Below are 14,894 nucleotides of genomic sequence, written 5' to 3'. Positions count from 1 at the left end.
GACATGCCTGCCAGAGTCAGCCACTGACCACCGTGATCGAGCATGGGACAGACACCGACCGAGGCACCGAGCTAGCGATTTCGCGTAGTGAACTCGTTCACGCGCCCCCAGCAGGCATGACGGCATCCAGGGCCTGCCGCAGGTCAGCGATAAGATCATCGGCGTCTTCGAGTCCGACAGATAGCCGCAAATGACCGAACCGGCGGAAGTGTTCAGGGTAGTGCTCCCACCCACCCCGGCCGGTCGGCCCCACATGGACGATCAGCGACTCGTCATGGCCGAGCGAGACCGCTGACGTGATCACCCGAAGCCGCGCCACGAACCGATTCTGAAGCTCACCGTCCCCGGCAAGCGCGAACGCCAGCATGCCACCAAAACCCCGGCGCCCGAACTGGCGCAACGCAAGATCATGCTGCGCATGGGACGACAAGCCCGGGTACTCGACGAAAGCCACCCGTGGGTCACCGGCCAAGAACTCCGCAATGCGCTGGGCGTTCGCCTGATGCTGCGCCAAGCGCAACGGCAAGGTCACCGAACCGCGCATGATCAACCACGCATTGAACGGCGAGATCACCCCACCCACATCGGTCAGCGCATCATGACGCAGCGTTGCGATGTCGGCAGCAGAGCCGATCACCGCCCCACCCATCGCGTCCCCGTGCCCGTTGATGTACTTCGTGAGCGAATGCACCACCAGATCAGCACCATCGGCCAACGGCCGGTACAACGGCGGCGGAGAAAACGTCGAATCCACGCTCAGCACGGCCCCGGCATTGTGCGCGATACCGGCCAACTCGGTGATGTCGGCCACCCGCGTCGTCGGGTTGGCGATCACCTCGGTGTGGATCAACCGGGTGTTCGGACGCAACGCTGAGCGCACCGCGTCCAGATCGGATGTGTCGACGAAGGTCGCCTCGATGCCGTACTTCGCCGGCAACAGTTCGGTGAACAGCCGCCACGTCGCCTCATAGGCAACGTCGGACACGATCGCATGATCACCGCTGGCCAAGAAACAGAAGAACACCCCGTGCAATGCGGCCACCCCTGAGGCGAACACAGCTGCAGCCGCACCGCCGTCCATCGCCGCAAGCTTTGCCTCCAACGCCTGCTGATTGGCGCCGGTCGTGCGGGTATACAACAACTGCTCAGGGTTCGACCAGTCGATACCGCTCGGATCATCAGGCAAGAGGTACGCATTGGCCATGATGATCGGGGTACGGATCGCCCCCGATCCGCCATCCACGGCATTGCCACCATGCACCGCCCAGGTGGCATCCCCCACCGTCCGCGGATCATGCCTGTCTGGGACGATCATCTTCGCTCCTTCTTCCCGGGTACACCCGTTGTAGCAGACAGCGGACGGCCATCTACGAGCAGTTGCAGCTCCTGCCACGATCCGGGCTCATGCCTCGAGCCGAGGACTCCCGCCCTAGCGCAGATCAAGAATCCGTTCAGGGGTGGCATGACCGCCACCCTTCATGTCGTCCCACAGCGCCAGACAGTTACCGATGAGCCGCTGTCGCCGCATGGCATACCTCTGGCCGGGGATTGGCGCCAGAATCACGTTCATGGCCATGGGACGCAGCATCACCCGAGCCACGAGTCTCTTGGTGAAGGTCCCTTTCTCCAGCAACCAGAGCGGATTGGCGACCTGAGAGTAGCCGAATCTCAGATGAGCGGTGCGTCCGCCCGAGTCGGATCCACGATGCACAGCCACCGCCTCGCGCAGCTTTCGAATCTCGCCCCGAACCAGCAGCTGCCGGGCAAGATCGAAATCCTCAAGCCACGAGTAGAGCGGCAATCGCTCGTCAAACCGCAAATCTCGCGCGGCTGTCCAGCGCACCGCGGCGTTGCAGCCATAAAGTTCGAAGTGCTCGACTCCAGTTGTTGGCGAGTCAGCGGGCGTGGTCTCCCAGCTCAGATCAAGGAGCGCCACAGCCTCCTCCAGCGGAACCTCTCGCTTTTCGCCAGCGCCGTCCGCCAGGAGAGTTCCCGTCGTCGCAATCACACCAGGATTCGACGCGAAGAATTCGCAGGTACGCGCAATGTAATCAGCCCGAGGAATCGTGTCATCGTCGAAGAAGAAAACAACGTCGGTGTCAGCGGGAACCAGGTCAAGCGCAGCATTTCTCTGGGCCGACGCACCCCGACTCCCAGTTATGAGTTGCCAAGCCGGGCCCGACACCCGCGGAAGATCGGCCTCCGTCGGGGCGGAGACAATACCGCGCACCTCCACGCTCGCATCATGAATCCGACCGTCAATAGCGGCCAAGGCTTGCTCGCAAGCCGACACCCGACCCACTGTTGCGATAACCACAACGGCCTTCAAAGCCACCACCCCGTTCAGGTAGTCGGTGGGCTTTGCCCGTTCTCCGGAGCTGAATCAATGCTATCGATTGTCCGGTCAATCAAGTGCGGCCAGGTGACTCATGGTGGGCCTGCACGCAAAGCGGTGCCGGTTTCAGGATTGGTTTCGTGGCGCCTGCGCGGACGATGACCACGATGTCTGTTCAGAGACCATCAAGCCCCCGGAGGAGACCTCCAAAAGGCGACCCGCTAGCTGAGCGAATTCACAGTCCGCAACGCGAGTGCGAGCGAGCGCCCGCCGCCAGGCACGAAGCCGCCCCGGCGACGCCGCTCACTCAGCCCTCCGCATGATTCGGCGCGGAGGCAGTTCACCGACACACCGAAGCCAAGCGCCCGACCCCCGTCACTGGGTCCCCCACTCACCAGGTCGCCAGTCAGAAGATCGACTCCGCGAATCAACCTACCGCCGGGCATGCGGCTGCAAAGCGCAACCGTATGCCTGCTACTTAGACCCCGAGCACTTCGGAATCTGACTGCAGCTATGTGTCGAGTACTTGTTCGCCCGCGCCTCTTTGCACCAGGCACACTGGCAATTGCATGACGCCACACTGATCACTTCCTCACTCAGACCGCGAACACCGTCGCCCGCTATGACTACCTTCCATCGCTATCTTGACAGACACGCGCACCGAGCGGCCGTTGGCCGTTGACTATGTCATCCGTGACGCACCAATCCGAAACCTGAAGGAACTTCAGGCACGTCTCATTCAGTTGAGTCACCCCGGTCTCGCCGCCCTCGCCTGCTCCGAAATCCCTAGCGACGGGCGGAAACAGACCGCTGCCCGATTCACGGACCGGGCCTTGGCGTTCTTCACCAGTATCGGGCGGCGCGTGACAAGGGCTCCTGCCACCGCTCCTCCCTGTTCGACAACGTCCTGACCAGACACCGCCAGACCGGGCCCTACCAGCCCCTGACCAACCGGAAAGTCGAACGATTCAACCGGACCCTGGTCAACGAATGGGCCCACTCATGTCCCTACACCAGCGAAGCCGAACGCGAGCAAGGCCTACGCCACCTGGCTTCACCGCTACAATCATCACCGGCCCCACACCGGCATCGGCGGCCAGACACCTCAGAACGCGTTCGCAAACTCGCGGAGCTATACCCCCGGCAAAACAGCAAACACTCCTTAGTTTGAACCAAACCCCCGACAGCACTCGAGAACGTCAGCCACAAGACAGCATCAGACCACAACCCCAGATACTGCAGCCCAGAAGGAACAGAAATGAAGATCATCAAAGCGATTGTTGCGGCATTCGCTGTCATCGCGCTAGTTGTTGGGGCAGCCATGCCACTTCGCTACTATGAGTACATTCATGACCAAACCTGGGCAGATGTCCAACCACCGTTGTACATCACACCCATCAGAGTAATTCTCTTGACTGCGGCACTGGTTATCACCTATACAACCTCCACCTGGGCAGCACGTAATAGGCAACGACCCCTTAGGGCGACGGCGGATGAGCTCAAGCACTCTAACCTCGTCCCTCTACCCCACTGCGACGTGGCCAAGCAGCTTGCATCTCGCTATCAGGACGTCGCACCAACCACAGACCCTGGAGAACTCGACAAGTTCATCAGCGACCTCTTAGATCAGCAGGCCAGATCGGCGGTCCGCGAGTCTGTCGAGATCGATCGCTGGTCGCTAAGCCGCACTGTTCGGATAGAATGTCATCCACGCCAAACGTTCATAGTATTGACTCGCCCCCGAAAGGGAGAGACATATCGGGCATTCAAGCCCGGCAGTGAGGACTTCAGCGTACTTCCATTTGTAAAGACGCAGGCATTATGTTTGGCGGCGCTCGTGGGCTGCTGGAAGCAGACCGGACGCCCCATTACTCGCAGACTGGTCTACGACTTCGCCCGCATGGTTACCGAAGGATATGCCAACCCCGATGAGTCGTTCAATCTCGCTGTAAGCTACTTGGGGTCAGAAAAGGGAAGAAATGCCAAGGAAGTACGCTTTGCACGACTGCTCAGCATGCTTTCTCAAGTTCGACCGATCGTGGCTCAGCGCACAGGTGCCGGTCATTCAACCGTCTCGTTTTCATACTCGCAGAGCATCGGCGAAACAAGGCTTAACGACTATCCTGCTTGCCTGACATCATGGCCAACACTAAAAGAATGGGTCGCACGTCGACTTGGCATCAGGCGTAGTACTTTTCGGATTGCGACCGATCGCGGGCGACTGAGCGGTCGCTTCCAACTTGATGTCCAAGCGCCTTCGGGGATGTACATTCAAGATGCTGCCGGGCGCGCAACCCCTAACAGACATTCATCCGCATCGGGACGCTGGTTTCCGAACATGAATCGCGAACTGCATTATAGCACATTCAGTAGCGTGGAGATCGCACCGGATCGCGTGCACTGTCGATGGAATATAACTAATGGGTATCCTTTGCAGCTAGATTCCTTGCAGCTAGTCATCCGCCTTGCCGAGACACCATGGGGTTCTCGCGGCATAGCAGCCGCGCTTGCGCTGCTTGTCGCGCTAGAAGTATGGATGGTCGCCACCTCTATAGAGGTTGGACGGAAGACAGGAGACACAGGTATCAACGCCCCCGAGTGGGTCCAGTTCATGTTGGCAGCGCCAGCAATGTTGCTCGCGTTCTACTCGCTACACAGGCGTGCAGCCGGATTCATCTCTGGATCTGCCCTTGTTTCGATGGCCATGAGCGCAGCAATCAGCATAGCCTCCACAGTCCTATATGTGTCCGCAGGGCGAGGCCAGACCTGTACCACAATGATGCCGATCTGGATATGTGGGTCAGACTCCGTGTTTTTCATTTCCGACCCGATCTGGTTGTTGGTGACATTAGCGTCTATAGCTGCTTGCCTATGTTCGGTAGCATCCGCAGTTTCCGCCAATGCTAGATACAGGTCATTACTAGAAAGATCGCCGGCTGGATCTCACCGCGAGTCTTAGTGAGCCCGGCTTGGCCAATTTGGCGCCAGCCCGAGTTCTTAAATGGTGGTGGGCGCTTCCCCCAATCGTTAGAACTGAAGCCGCTCGAGCCAGCCCTTTCCGCCGGGGGAAGAAGGTCCACAGGGTTCATTCTCCAACTTCGTGGAGGAGGCTGGCCTGTCGCGATGGATTCGCCTGTCGACACCCGCCGACCGAAGTCCAAGCCGACACAGAAGCGTATCTCTCGGCGGGCTCTCGCCGGCGTCGGTCCGGACGTGGGTGAAGCAGGCCTTCGCGATCTGTTCGCGGTAGTCACCAGCCATGCAACGACGCAGCGCGGCGTAGTAGGTGTTCTCGTGGAACGCGTGCATGCCGAGTTGGTTGATCACCCGGATGCTGTCGCGTTTCGAGGTCGGCTCGACGAGCCGGGCTGCGACCAGCTGGAAGAACGCCTCGTCATCGATCACGGTGAACCCGAGCCGGCCCCAGGAGGCCCGGATCGCATCCATCAGGAGTTTCGATCGTGTCCCGGCGACTACCGCGACCGCACCCACCGGCGCACCGTGGGGATCGATACCCAACTCCAAGGCGGGCTGGCCGGCGTGAAGCTTGTCGTGGCCGGCCCGCATCAACGCCGCGAGCTCGGCGTCGGTATGGGCCGACCCCAGATGCTCCACGATCACTCGCTGGCCGTGCTTGGTCTCCACGATCTGCACCGCGGTGCACCAGACCGGGTCTTCACTTTCCGCAGATACGGGCTCACAAGCCCGATTCTAACCGCCCGTTAGTGCTCGAAGAGCACCAACCGCGAGCCTCTGACAAGCACAAACACTCACGAAACACGCGCACCTGTAAAAGTCAGGAGATTAAGAACTCGGATGCGCACTAAATTGGCCCAAGTCGGGTTCTACTATCCCGCTCCGGAGAACATGAAGAGGCACGAGAAGAATTCACACACGCGGTGCAGTCGAGACCTGAATGTGCTCTGGGCTGGCTCAACCTCGGCTCAGAGCTGATACCAGCGTACCTGCCTACATGAACGGGAGCCCAACTCGAGGTGCCCTAGAGCCAAGTAATGCATCCAGCAAAGAAAGGCACTGGAGGTCAGTCAGCGAGCAGAGGTAGTCCAACACGCACCGTTTCCTTTCTTCCTCTGTTTGCGCAAGCGCGTACAAATCCTGAAGACGCCTCGGTGCGCGCCTACGATCCTTTGAGTCGTTTATCCACTTATCAAGTAGTCCAGCAAGTGTCTTGAGTGCCGCAGCCTGCCCGCGCTGAATCACCGCAATATCGGATCTTGAGATTACGTAGTTCATTGTGATGGCCTTGAATATCTGAAGCTCATGCCACTGTCGCCTATCGACCGACAAGTGCGGTCCCCCGACCCACAAGGGCTGCTCCGACAGTTTAACCGCCAGAATATACCTGCCAATTAAATCAGAGGTGGCTTGACGGACTGTCGGCTCCACTTTTGGGCTAGTCAGGCGCGGGAATTCGTCGGTCAGTTTGGACCGGACATAATCTGCAGCCTCTAAGAACATGCTGTGGTCGTAGTACTCCACATTATTCTGCGAAAGACTGGACTCAAGCTTCTCAATAGGGCTCGGCGACTGGGGGGGCTTTTCCGAAACCAGGTGGCGCAGTTCCTCAACCACGAGCGAGCTGTCTAGAAGACCGGATAAGTAGAAATCTTCAAGATCATGAATCGCATATGTGATGTCATCAGCAATATCCATGATGGAGGCTTCCACGGTCTGCGTCCCCGCGCCAATGCCGGTCGCAAACTCTCTGACACGTGGCAACAGGTAAGCTTGACTATTATAAAAGCTGAATTTGCTCCATTTCTTGCGATAGTCCGAATCGTTGTCGATTTGATCGTCATGATTCTTGTGGCGTTTAGCTCTAACCCAGGGATACTTGGCAATGGCCGCGAGAGTGGCGGATGTTAAATCGAGACCCAAATATTCAATCGATCGAACATTTCCGGTTGTAACTATTCGCATCGTCTGCGCGTTGCCCTCAAAGCCGTCATCTAGATGCCACTCCTCTCGAGCGATCTGATCTAGCGTTTCCTCGCCTATATGGCCAAAAGGCGGATGGCCCAAATCGTGAGCCAGGCCGGCAGCCTCGCACACGTAGACATCTATCCCTCCGAGCTTTCGAATCAATGCCGAGCGTTCGCGTTGTAAAACAGTTGCAGCAATCGTCCTTGATACCTGCGCTACTTTCTCGGAATGCGTCAGCCGATTGTGCCAAGTCGGGTAGTCGCTATAGGGGGTGAGCACCTGAGTGACCCCATCAAGACGCCGCCAAGCCCAGGAGTAGGTAATTCGGTCGCAATCGCGAGAGGACTCGGAACGTACGTCACCCTCGCCCTTGGCTCTACCGCTCTCTCGCCGATCTCTCTTACGGGCCACATCTGGGGTGACTTTCGCTGCCGCGCGGGCTGCAGTAGTGCGGGGCTTCGCACCGGCGTGGGTGGCAGAGCTGGCTCTGGATGCGTTGGCTCTAGGTGCGTCGGCTGGCCGCTGTGCGGCAGGGCTTGGCATTCCGCATCAGAGCCTTCTCTTGCGATTCTTGCGGCGGAGGCGAACTCGGCCATCTGGCTTCTCAACCAAGTCGAGTGAGGCCAACGCCACCTTGACTGTATCTCGATAGTAGGGCCCTGAACGAGCAACTTCGTCAATCAACTCCCCGCGATTGATTGGACCGTTGGCAAGCGCAGCCTTCGCCATACGCCTCGCCCGTTCCAGATCGCGATCAGGGCATGCAACTGTCATCTCTTCGTCCCCTCCTCGTTCCATGACTCGAACCGTAGCGTCAGTCTCTGACATCTTTGTGTTCCCCCGACCTGCGGGCAGTATTTTGACACCTCTCCTCTTCTCTCGTGGCAAAGCTATGCTGTCCGACCAGCACATTCGTGTTGACTCTCCGGAGACTCACCGAAGTTCACCCGAAATGGTGGAGGCGTTCATCAAGCTTCCTCACGGTCACCGTCTTCTCAACTCTGGCACAGCGCGATAGCCGCAGGAACTGACTATGCCGACCGCAAACAGCCATGCGCTCGCTGCGATTGATCGCGAACGGATCGCGGAGACAAGTACCACTTAGCACCACGCACGCGGCGAAGCGACCACGGGGACGTCATTCTACTTTTCGACCGTCATCGTCAGGCAGAGCCGCTAAGGCCTCAAACCGGCTGTCACTCATCCTCTGGGCAAACACCATTAGCCTCTCTTCGACGGGCGCGTCCTCGGGGGTCAAGTGAATGATGGGAAGTGGTCTCGTTGTCCCCCGCCTGATAACCCACGAGCAGACTAGACCTCTACCACCGGCTTGCGCGAGTTGATCATGAAGTGCGAACGCGTATGCAAGCGTGTGCAGCTCCCGGAGCATCGCCGCTGGAGTGTGAAGCGCTGCTCCCCCCCGTCCGATGAGAGTCACCTGCACTGCACGGGACTGTACAGTTAATGGTGCAAATCTGCACAGGCCGTGGCCGTAGATGGCGCGACCGCGCTCCCCGGCCCGATGAGAGTCGTACAATCCTGGCGGCCGGTGTCACCGTCCCAGGGTGTCGAGCCAGCCGATCAGCGACGTGTCTGTGGTCCAGTCCGGCAAGGTGTCTGGGGTCAGCGGCTGGTGGGCGCTCTCGATCGCTTTGCGTTTGGTTTCTGCGTCTGCGCGGGCGTAGATCTCAGTGGCAAATACGTCGGCGTGGCCGAGCAGGTCGAGGATGCAGATCAGGTTGACGCCGCCTTTGCACGCGTACATCGTGACCGCGCACCCGACCCCCGAGCGCGGTGATCACGTCTTCTACAGCAGGACCGCGGACACCCCGATCGACCAGTCGACGATCTACGTGCGGTTTCGTGGTTGCCTGGCCGGCGCGGGTATCCATCTGATCGCAAGAAGGTCAACGAACCCCGCAGCACGGCCCATGAATACTGCGAACAGCCTCTGGGCTGTCATCGCGTGACTGGGAGACCCAAATCACGCCCCCAGGTACTCCCGCAACGCCCCACCCGCATCCCGCGGCACAAACCCGACGGACTTGATCTTGTCCAACCCCAGCCCACTATGAACAGGTCGCGGCGCCACGACCTTCCCCGCCCCAAACTCGGCCGTGCTCTGCGGAGCGACATCCGCCGGATCTCGCCCAGACAGCGCAAAGACATCACGCGCGATCTCGAACCACGACGTGACCGGTCCATCATTTGTCAGGTTGTAGGTGCCGACCGCAGGTCTCACAGCCAGCAGATGCGCGATCCCAGCAGCCAAGTCAGCCGCGAACGTGAGCCGGCCAAACTGGTCGTTCACAACCCGGGGTGAGACTCCCCTGGCCGCGAGACTCTCCATCGTTCGCACGAAGTTCTTGCCATCGCCAATCACCCAGCTCGTACGCACGACGTAATAATCAGGCAGCGTCATCACCACCGAATCACCAGCCGCCTTGGTTGCCCCATAGACGCTCAACGGACTGAACGGCTCATCCTCGGCATGCATCTCGGCCACACCATCAAACACATAGTCACTGGAGACCTGAACAAGGGTGATGCGGTTCCTGGCTGCAACATCGACGAGGTTCCTAACCCCATCAACGTTCACCGCCCAGGCTCCACGACGCCCCTCCCCAGTTTCAGCAGCATCCACAGCTGTCCAGGCAGCAGCATTGACGATTACGCCCACACCTTGCCAATCGAACGACTGAACCGCGGCACGGTCGGTGATATCAAGCTCCGCACGACTCAGCGCAACAGCACCCGGCAGAGCGTCCCGCAGCGCAAGGCCAAGCTGACCACCCGCCCCCACAATCACCGTCCGGCGTGGCTGCATCGGAGCCACCGCTGCCAAACGCGGGTGCGCAAGATCCGCATCAGACAAGATCGCCTCCGACAGCGGAATCGGCCAGTCAATACCAACCGTCTCGTCAGCGAGATTCAGATAGGTGTACGAAGCCCGAGCCTGTGGCGACCAGTGCTCATTGACCAAATAGGAATACGCAGTATCTGGTTCGAGCGCCTGGTAACCGTTGGCGACACCTCGCGGCACGAAGACCGCCTTCTCCGGGCCCATCTCAAGAGTGAAGGACGTCCCAAACGTCTCCCCCGGGCGCAGATCAACCCACGCACCAAAGATGCGGCCCCTGGCCAGGCCGATCAACTTGTCCCACGGTTCGGCGTGAAGCCCACGGGTCACCCCTGCCTCGGCGTTGAACGACATGTTCTGCTGAACCGGCCGAAAATCCGGCAGCCCGAGGGCAACCATCTTTTCCCGCTGCCAGTTCTCCTTGAACCAGCCGCGACTGTCGCCGTGCACCGGCAGATCGACAACGAGCAGGCCCTGGATGGGAGTGGTCTGAATCGCGAGATCACTCATGAATCTACTGACCCACCTTCGCGTACTTGGCTTCAGTAGCGGCCTTCATCGGACGCCACCACTGCTCGTTCGCGCGATACCAGTCGATAGTCGCTGCCAGCCCGTCCTCGAAGGAGGTGTACTGCGGAGCCCAACCGAGCTCAGTCCGCAGCCGGCTCGCGTCAATCGCATAACGCATGTCATGACCCGGCCTGTCCACGACGTGCTCATAGGCGCTCTCCGGCTGACCCATCAGCCGCAGGATGGCCTCGATCACCGACTTGTTGTCCTTCTCGCCGTTCGCACCGATCAAATAGGTCTCCCCCACCGTCCCGCGCTCGATGATCGCTAATACGGCCGCATTGTGGTCATCGACATAAATCCAGTCACGGACGTTCAGACCAGCGCCGTACAGCTTCGGCCGCTGCCCATCGATCACGTTGGTGATCTGGCGCGGAATGAACTTCTCGACGTGCTGGAAGGGGCCGTAGTTGTTCGAGCAGTTGCTGATGGTCGCCTGCACACCGAAGCTGCGGACCCAGGCACGCACCAGAAGATCCGAACCGGCCTTGGTGGACGAGTAGGGCGAACTCGGGTTATAGGGGGTCGTTTCGCAGAATTTCTCGGGGTCATCCAGTTCAAGATCCCCGTACACCTCGTCGGTGGAGACGTGGTGGTAGCGGACGCCGTGGCGCCGCACAGCCTCCAACAAGGTGAAGGTGCCGACCAGATTCGTCTGCACGAACGGTGTCGGGTCATGGAGTGAGTTGTCGTTGTGCGATTCGGCGGCGAAGTGGACGACCACGTCAGCGGTCGTCACCAGCGAATCAACGAGTCCGACATCGCAGATGTCGCCCACCACGAGCCGAACCCGATGCGCGGGCAGCCCAGCAAGCGATTCCCTCCGCCCGGCGTAGGTCAACCTGTCGAGGACGACAACGTCTGCGTCGCTGTGGCTCAACAGGTGACGCACGAAGTTGACGCCGATGAATCCGGCTCCGCCAGTGACGAGGTAGGTAGTTGGCATGCGGTCAGACTAGTATGCCGCCTTACTGCGGCCAGCACCCGCCCCGCGCAGGGCCCCTCAAAGCCTGCGCCGCAGCGTATGACAGGATACGCACATGCGCGGAATCATTCTGGCGGGCGGCGCGGGCACCCGCCTTCACCCCATCACGCAAGCAACTTCCAAGCAACTTGTGCCTGTCTACGACAAGCCGATGATCTACTACCCCTTGTCAACCCTCATGATCGCCGGCATCAGAGAAGTGCTCGTGATCACGACCCCTCACGAAGCCGAAGCCTTCCGACGGCTACTGCAGGACGGCTCGCAGTTCGGCATCTCCATCACGTATGCCACGCAGCCCGAGCCCAAGGGCCTAGCGCAGGCCTTCACTATCGGTGCTGACTTCGTGAGCGGACACAAGAGCGCGCTTGTTCTCGGAGACAACATCTTCTACGGACCTGGGCTCGGCCAGCAACTGACCAAATACCGCGACGTGGACGGTGCAGCAGTCTTCGCCTATTGGGTTGCCAATCCGACTGCCTACGGCGTCGTCGAGTTCGATCAGGATCATCGTGCTGTCTCTCTTGAAGAGAAACCAAAGAGCCCGCGTTCAAACTATGCGATTCCAGGGCTCTACTTCTATGACGAGCAAGTGGTCGAGATCGCCAGCGCCCTCACGCCTTCTCCACGCGGCGAGTACGAGATCACGGATGTCAACCGCGCCTACATGAACCAAGGACGCCTGCATGTCGAGGTTCTCCCTCGCGGCACGGCATGGCTAGACACGGGCACATTTGATGCGCTGAACGACGCGAACAACTTCGTGCGCACCATCCAGGCACGACAAGGCCTACAGATCGGATGCCCTGAGGAAGTTGCGTGGCGGAAAGGCTTCCTCTCAAGCCAGGATCTGCGGGCCCGGGCAGAACGGCTCAAGAGCTCCGGCTACGGAACCTATCTTCTTGGTCTACTGGAACACCGGATCTGACAGAACGAATCACTAGTGTCGGCGACAACCAGCAGGGTGCAGATCATCAAGGGTATCGCGCTGAGGCCCTTGCACCGCACAGCAAGTCGGCTTTCGACTGAGGTTTGTTGCGGGCGCTTGCGTTGACGAGTCTCTGACGGCAGCAGATGGCTGGCATAGGGTTGCGGTAGAAATGCTTCGCAACTGGGTGGACAGCTAGCTGAGCCCACAGTGAGTGCAGCGCCATCGCCTGCGTCCCGTGACCAACGACAGTCGCCAAGAGTTCGTCGTAGCTGTGACGCGATCGCCGAAAGAGCCGATTGGTTCAAGGAAGGCCTCAAGAGAGCACTCCTCACCCCCGCGAGCTACTGCCGAATGTCGAAGATGTGCTCGTGATACCAGTCCACCGTGCGCCGAACGCCCTCCTCCAAGGAGATCTGGGCAGTCCAGCCCTCGTTCTTCAGCTTGGACACATCCAGCAGCTTCTGCGGAGTCCCATCAGGCTTGCTCGTATCCCACAAGGTCTCCCCCGTGAAGCCCGTGACCTGCGCGATCGTCTCAGCGATCTCACGGATAGTCACGTCACTTCCGGTACCAACGTTGACCTGCTGCGGGCCGTCGTAATGCTCCATCAGATAGAAGCACGCATCCGCCATGTCATCGGAATGCAGGAACTCACGCCGCGGCGTGCCGGTCCCCCAATTCGTCACCGACTCCGCACCGCTACGCGCTGCCTCGTCGTAACGGCGAATCAACGCCGGCAGCACATGCGACCCCTTGGGCGAGAAGTTGTCATTCGGGCCATACAGATTGGTCGGCATCGCACTGATCCACGGCAGCCCGTACTGCCGACGCACCGCCTGCACCTGCAAGATGCCCGCGATCTTCGCAATCGCATACGCATCATTCGTCGGCTCCAGATAGCCAGTCAGCAGAGCATCTTCACGAATCGGCTGCTCAGCGAACTTCGGGTAGATGCACGACGACCCGAGGAACAACACCCGCTCCACGTCGTTGGCCAACGCCGCATCCAGCACATTCAACTGGATGCGCAGATTGTCCGACAGGAAGTCAACCGGGTACGTGCTGTTCGCCAGAATGCCGCCCACCTTCGCGGCCGCAAGCACCACATAGCGCGGTTTCGTAGCAGCGAAGAACTCAAACACGTTCTCACGCTGCTTCAGATCAAGCTCTTTGGACGTCCGGCCCACCAGGTTGTTGAACCCGGCACGCGCGAGCCTGCGCCAGATCGCGGAACCTACCAGCCCGCGATGCCCGGCCACGTAGAACGTGGCGTCCCGGTCGAGTTCTTCAGGCGTGTATGTCACGGAATCGGTCGTCATTATGCAGCCACCTGCCAAGAGGGAAGTGAAACCCTGTCAATCCACGCAGACCCCGCATGCTTCAACGCCTCAATGTCAGCATCGACCATCAGCCTCGCCAACTCCGGACCGTGAATCGTCGCCTTCCAGCCCAGCAGATCATTGGCCTTGGACGGATCACCGATCAGAGCATCCACCTCAGTGGGACGCAGATAGCGCTCGTCGAAACGCACGTGATCTTCCCAGTTCAGCCCCGCGTGACTGAATGCAATCTCAATGAACTTCCGCACCGTGATGCCGGTCCCAGTGGCCAGGACGAAGTGAGGTGCCCGGCAGCGCTTCACGCAATGCCCGGCCAAGCTGACCACCCGCCCCCACAATCACCGTCCGGCGTGGCTGCATCGGAGCCACCGCTGCCAAACGCGGGTGCGCAAGATCCGCATCAGACAAGATCGCCTCCGACAGCGGAATCGGCCAGTCAATACCAACAGTCTCGTCAGCGAGATTCAGATAGGCGTAAGAAGCCCGAGCCTGTGGCGACCAGTGCTCATTGACCAGATAGGAATACGCCGTATCTGGTTCAAGCACTTGGTAACCGTTGGCGACACCTCGCGGCACAAAGACCGCCTTCTCCCCATCTCAAGAGTGAACGACGCCCCAGACGTCTCCCCGGCCGCGGATCAACCCGCGCACCAAAGATGCGGCCCTTGGCCAGGCTGATCAACTTGTCCCACGGTTCGGCATGAAGTCCACGGGTCACCCCTGCCTCGGCGTTGAACGACATATTCTGCTGAACCGGCCGAAAATCCGGCAGCCCGAGGGCAACCATCTTGGCCCGCTGCCAGTTCTCCTTGAACCAGCCACGACTGTCGCCGTGCACCAGCAGATCAACAACAAGCAAGCCCGCTCCCCGGCTGACCCATCAGCCGCAATGCCAAGTCACGCACGTCAGTCCCCGCCGCAACGTCCCCGGA

The 14,894-nt window shown here is 59.9% G+C and carries 12 protein-coding genes and 2 pseudogenes; 3 read left to right on the top strand and 11 right to left on the bottom strand.

Annotated elements, in window-relative coordinates:
- Window positions 1-97: 97 nt before the first annotated feature.
- Together QUE25_RS09450 and QUE25_RS09445 are read right to left on the bottom strand one after the other, a co-directional pair.
- The gene (locus QUE25_RS09450) at window positions 98-1,315 is read right to left on the bottom strand and encodes a trans-sulfuration enzyme family protein (RefSeq protein ID WP_286264372.1); all 1,218 of its coding nucleotides are present in this window, start codon (window positions 1,313-1,315) and stop codon (window positions 98-100) included.
- Between the two features lie 114 nt (window positions 1,316-1,429).
- Window positions 1,430-2,236, bottom strand: coding sequence for a glycosyltransferase family 2 protein (locus QUE25_RS09445; protein WP_286264370.1), 807 nt, complete (start codon window positions 2,234-2,236; stop codon window positions 1,430-1,432).
- A gap of 866 nt (window positions 2,237-3,102) precedes the next feature.
- On the opposite strand from QUE25_RS09445, the pseudogene QUE25_RS09440 reads away from it, so the two are divergent.
- Window positions 3,103-3,501: pseudogene (locus tag QUE25_RS09440) on the top strand (integrase core domain-containing protein); the annotation flags it as partial.
- A 92-nt stretch (window positions 3,502-3,593) separates the two neighbouring features.
- Window positions 3,594-5,294 (top strand): hypothetical protein, encoded by a 1,701-nt coding sequence (locus QUE25_RS09435; protein ID WP_286264369.1) that lies wholly within the window; start codon window positions 3,594-3,596, stop codon window positions 5,292-5,294.
- A gap of 236 nt (window positions 5,295-5,530) precedes the next feature.
- On the opposite strand, the pseudogene QUE25_RS09430 reads toward QUE25_RS09435, so the two are convergent.
- The 5 genes and pseudogenes from QUE25_RS09430 to rfbB form a co-directional block, all read right to left on the bottom strand.
- A pseudogene (locus tag QUE25_RS09430) lies at window positions 5,531-6,036 on the bottom strand (IS1634 family transposase); the annotation flags it as partial.
- A gap of 268 nt (window positions 6,037-6,304) precedes the next feature.
- Window positions 6,305-7,822, bottom strand: a complete 1,518-nt coding sequence (locus tag QUE25_RS09425) for a deoxyguanosinetriphosphate triphosphohydrolase family protein (protein WP_286264365.1) — start codon at window positions 7,820-7,822, stop codon at window positions 6,305-6,307.
- A 1,009-nt stretch (window positions 7,823-8,831) separates the two neighbouring features.
- On the bottom strand, window positions 8,832-9,044 hold the full coding sequence (locus QUE25_RS09420) for a site-specific integrase (protein ID WP_286264361.1): 213 nt from the start codon (window positions 9,042-9,044) through the stop codon (window positions 8,832-8,834).
- Between the two features lie 219 nt (window positions 9,045-9,263).
- A complete protein-coding gene (locus QUE25_RS09415; RefSeq protein WP_286264360.1) occupies window positions 9,264-10,649 on the bottom strand; it encodes a sugar nucleotide-binding protein in 1,386 nt (461 codons plus the stop codon).
- A gap of 4 nt (window positions 10,650-10,653) precedes the next feature.
- Window positions 10,654-11,655: a dTDP-glucose 4,6-dehydratase gene (gene rfbB / locus QUE25_RS09410; protein WP_286264358.1), complete on the bottom strand. Its 1,002-nt coding sequence runs from the start codon at window positions 11,653-11,655 to the stop codon at window positions 10,654-10,656.
- Between the two features lie 94 nt (window positions 11,656-11,749).
- Here rfbB and rfbA point away from each other — a divergent pair, with 94 nt between their 5' ends.
- Window positions 11,750-12,619, top strand: coding sequence for a glucose-1-phosphate thymidylyltransferase RfbA (gene rfbA, locus QUE25_RS09405; RefSeq protein WP_286264357.1), 870 nt, complete (start codon window positions 11,750-11,752; stop codon window positions 12,617-12,619).
- Between the two features lie 344 nt (window positions 12,620-12,963).
- Here the strand turns inward: rfbA and QUE25_RS09400 are convergent, their stop codons facing one another.
- From QUE25_RS09400 to QUE25_RS09385, 4 genes are read right to left on the bottom strand one after another with little or no spacing between them, the layout of a single operon-like run.
- Window positions 12,964-13,941 carry a GDP-L-fucose synthase family protein gene (locus QUE25_RS09400; protein ID WP_286264355.1) on the bottom strand — a complete coding sequence of 326 codons (978 nt, stop codon included), beginning with the start codon at window positions 13,939-13,941 and terminating at the stop codon, window positions 12,964-12,966.
- On the bottom strand, window positions 13,941-14,210 hold the full coding sequence (locus QUE25_RS09395; RefSeq protein ID WP_286264352.1) for a GDP-mannose 4,6-dehydratase: 270 nt from the start codon (window positions 14,208-14,210) through the stop codon (window positions 13,941-13,943). Before QUE25_RS09395 ends, QUE25_RS09400 begins: the two co-directional genes overlap by 1 nt.
- The gene (locus QUE25_RS09390) at window positions 14,194-14,508 is read right to left on the bottom strand and encodes a cupin domain-containing protein (protein ID WP_286264350.1); all 315 of its coding nucleotides are present in this window, start codon (window positions 14,506-14,508) and stop codon (window positions 14,194-14,196) included. Before QUE25_RS09390 ends, QUE25_RS09395 begins: the two co-directional genes overlap by 17 nt.
- On the bottom strand, window positions 14,501-14,821 hold the full coding sequence (locus QUE25_RS09385; RefSeq protein WP_286264349.1) for a dTDP-4-dehydrorhamnose 3,5-epimerase family protein: 321 nt from the start codon (window positions 14,819-14,821) through the stop codon (window positions 14,501-14,503). The genes QUE25_RS09390 and QUE25_RS09385 overlap by 8 nt, the downstream gene beginning before the upstream one ends.
- Window positions 14,822-14,894: the final 73 nt, after the last annotated feature.

Origin of the sequence: Brooklawnia propionicigenes (assembly GCF_030297015.1) — a bacterium.
GTDB lineage: Bacteria > Actinomycetota > Actinomycetes > Propionibacteriales > Propionibacteriaceae > Brooklawnia > Brooklawnia propionicigenes.
Note: the sequence above shows the minus strand (reverse complement) of the source record. Positions and strands in the feature narration are given on the sequence as shown.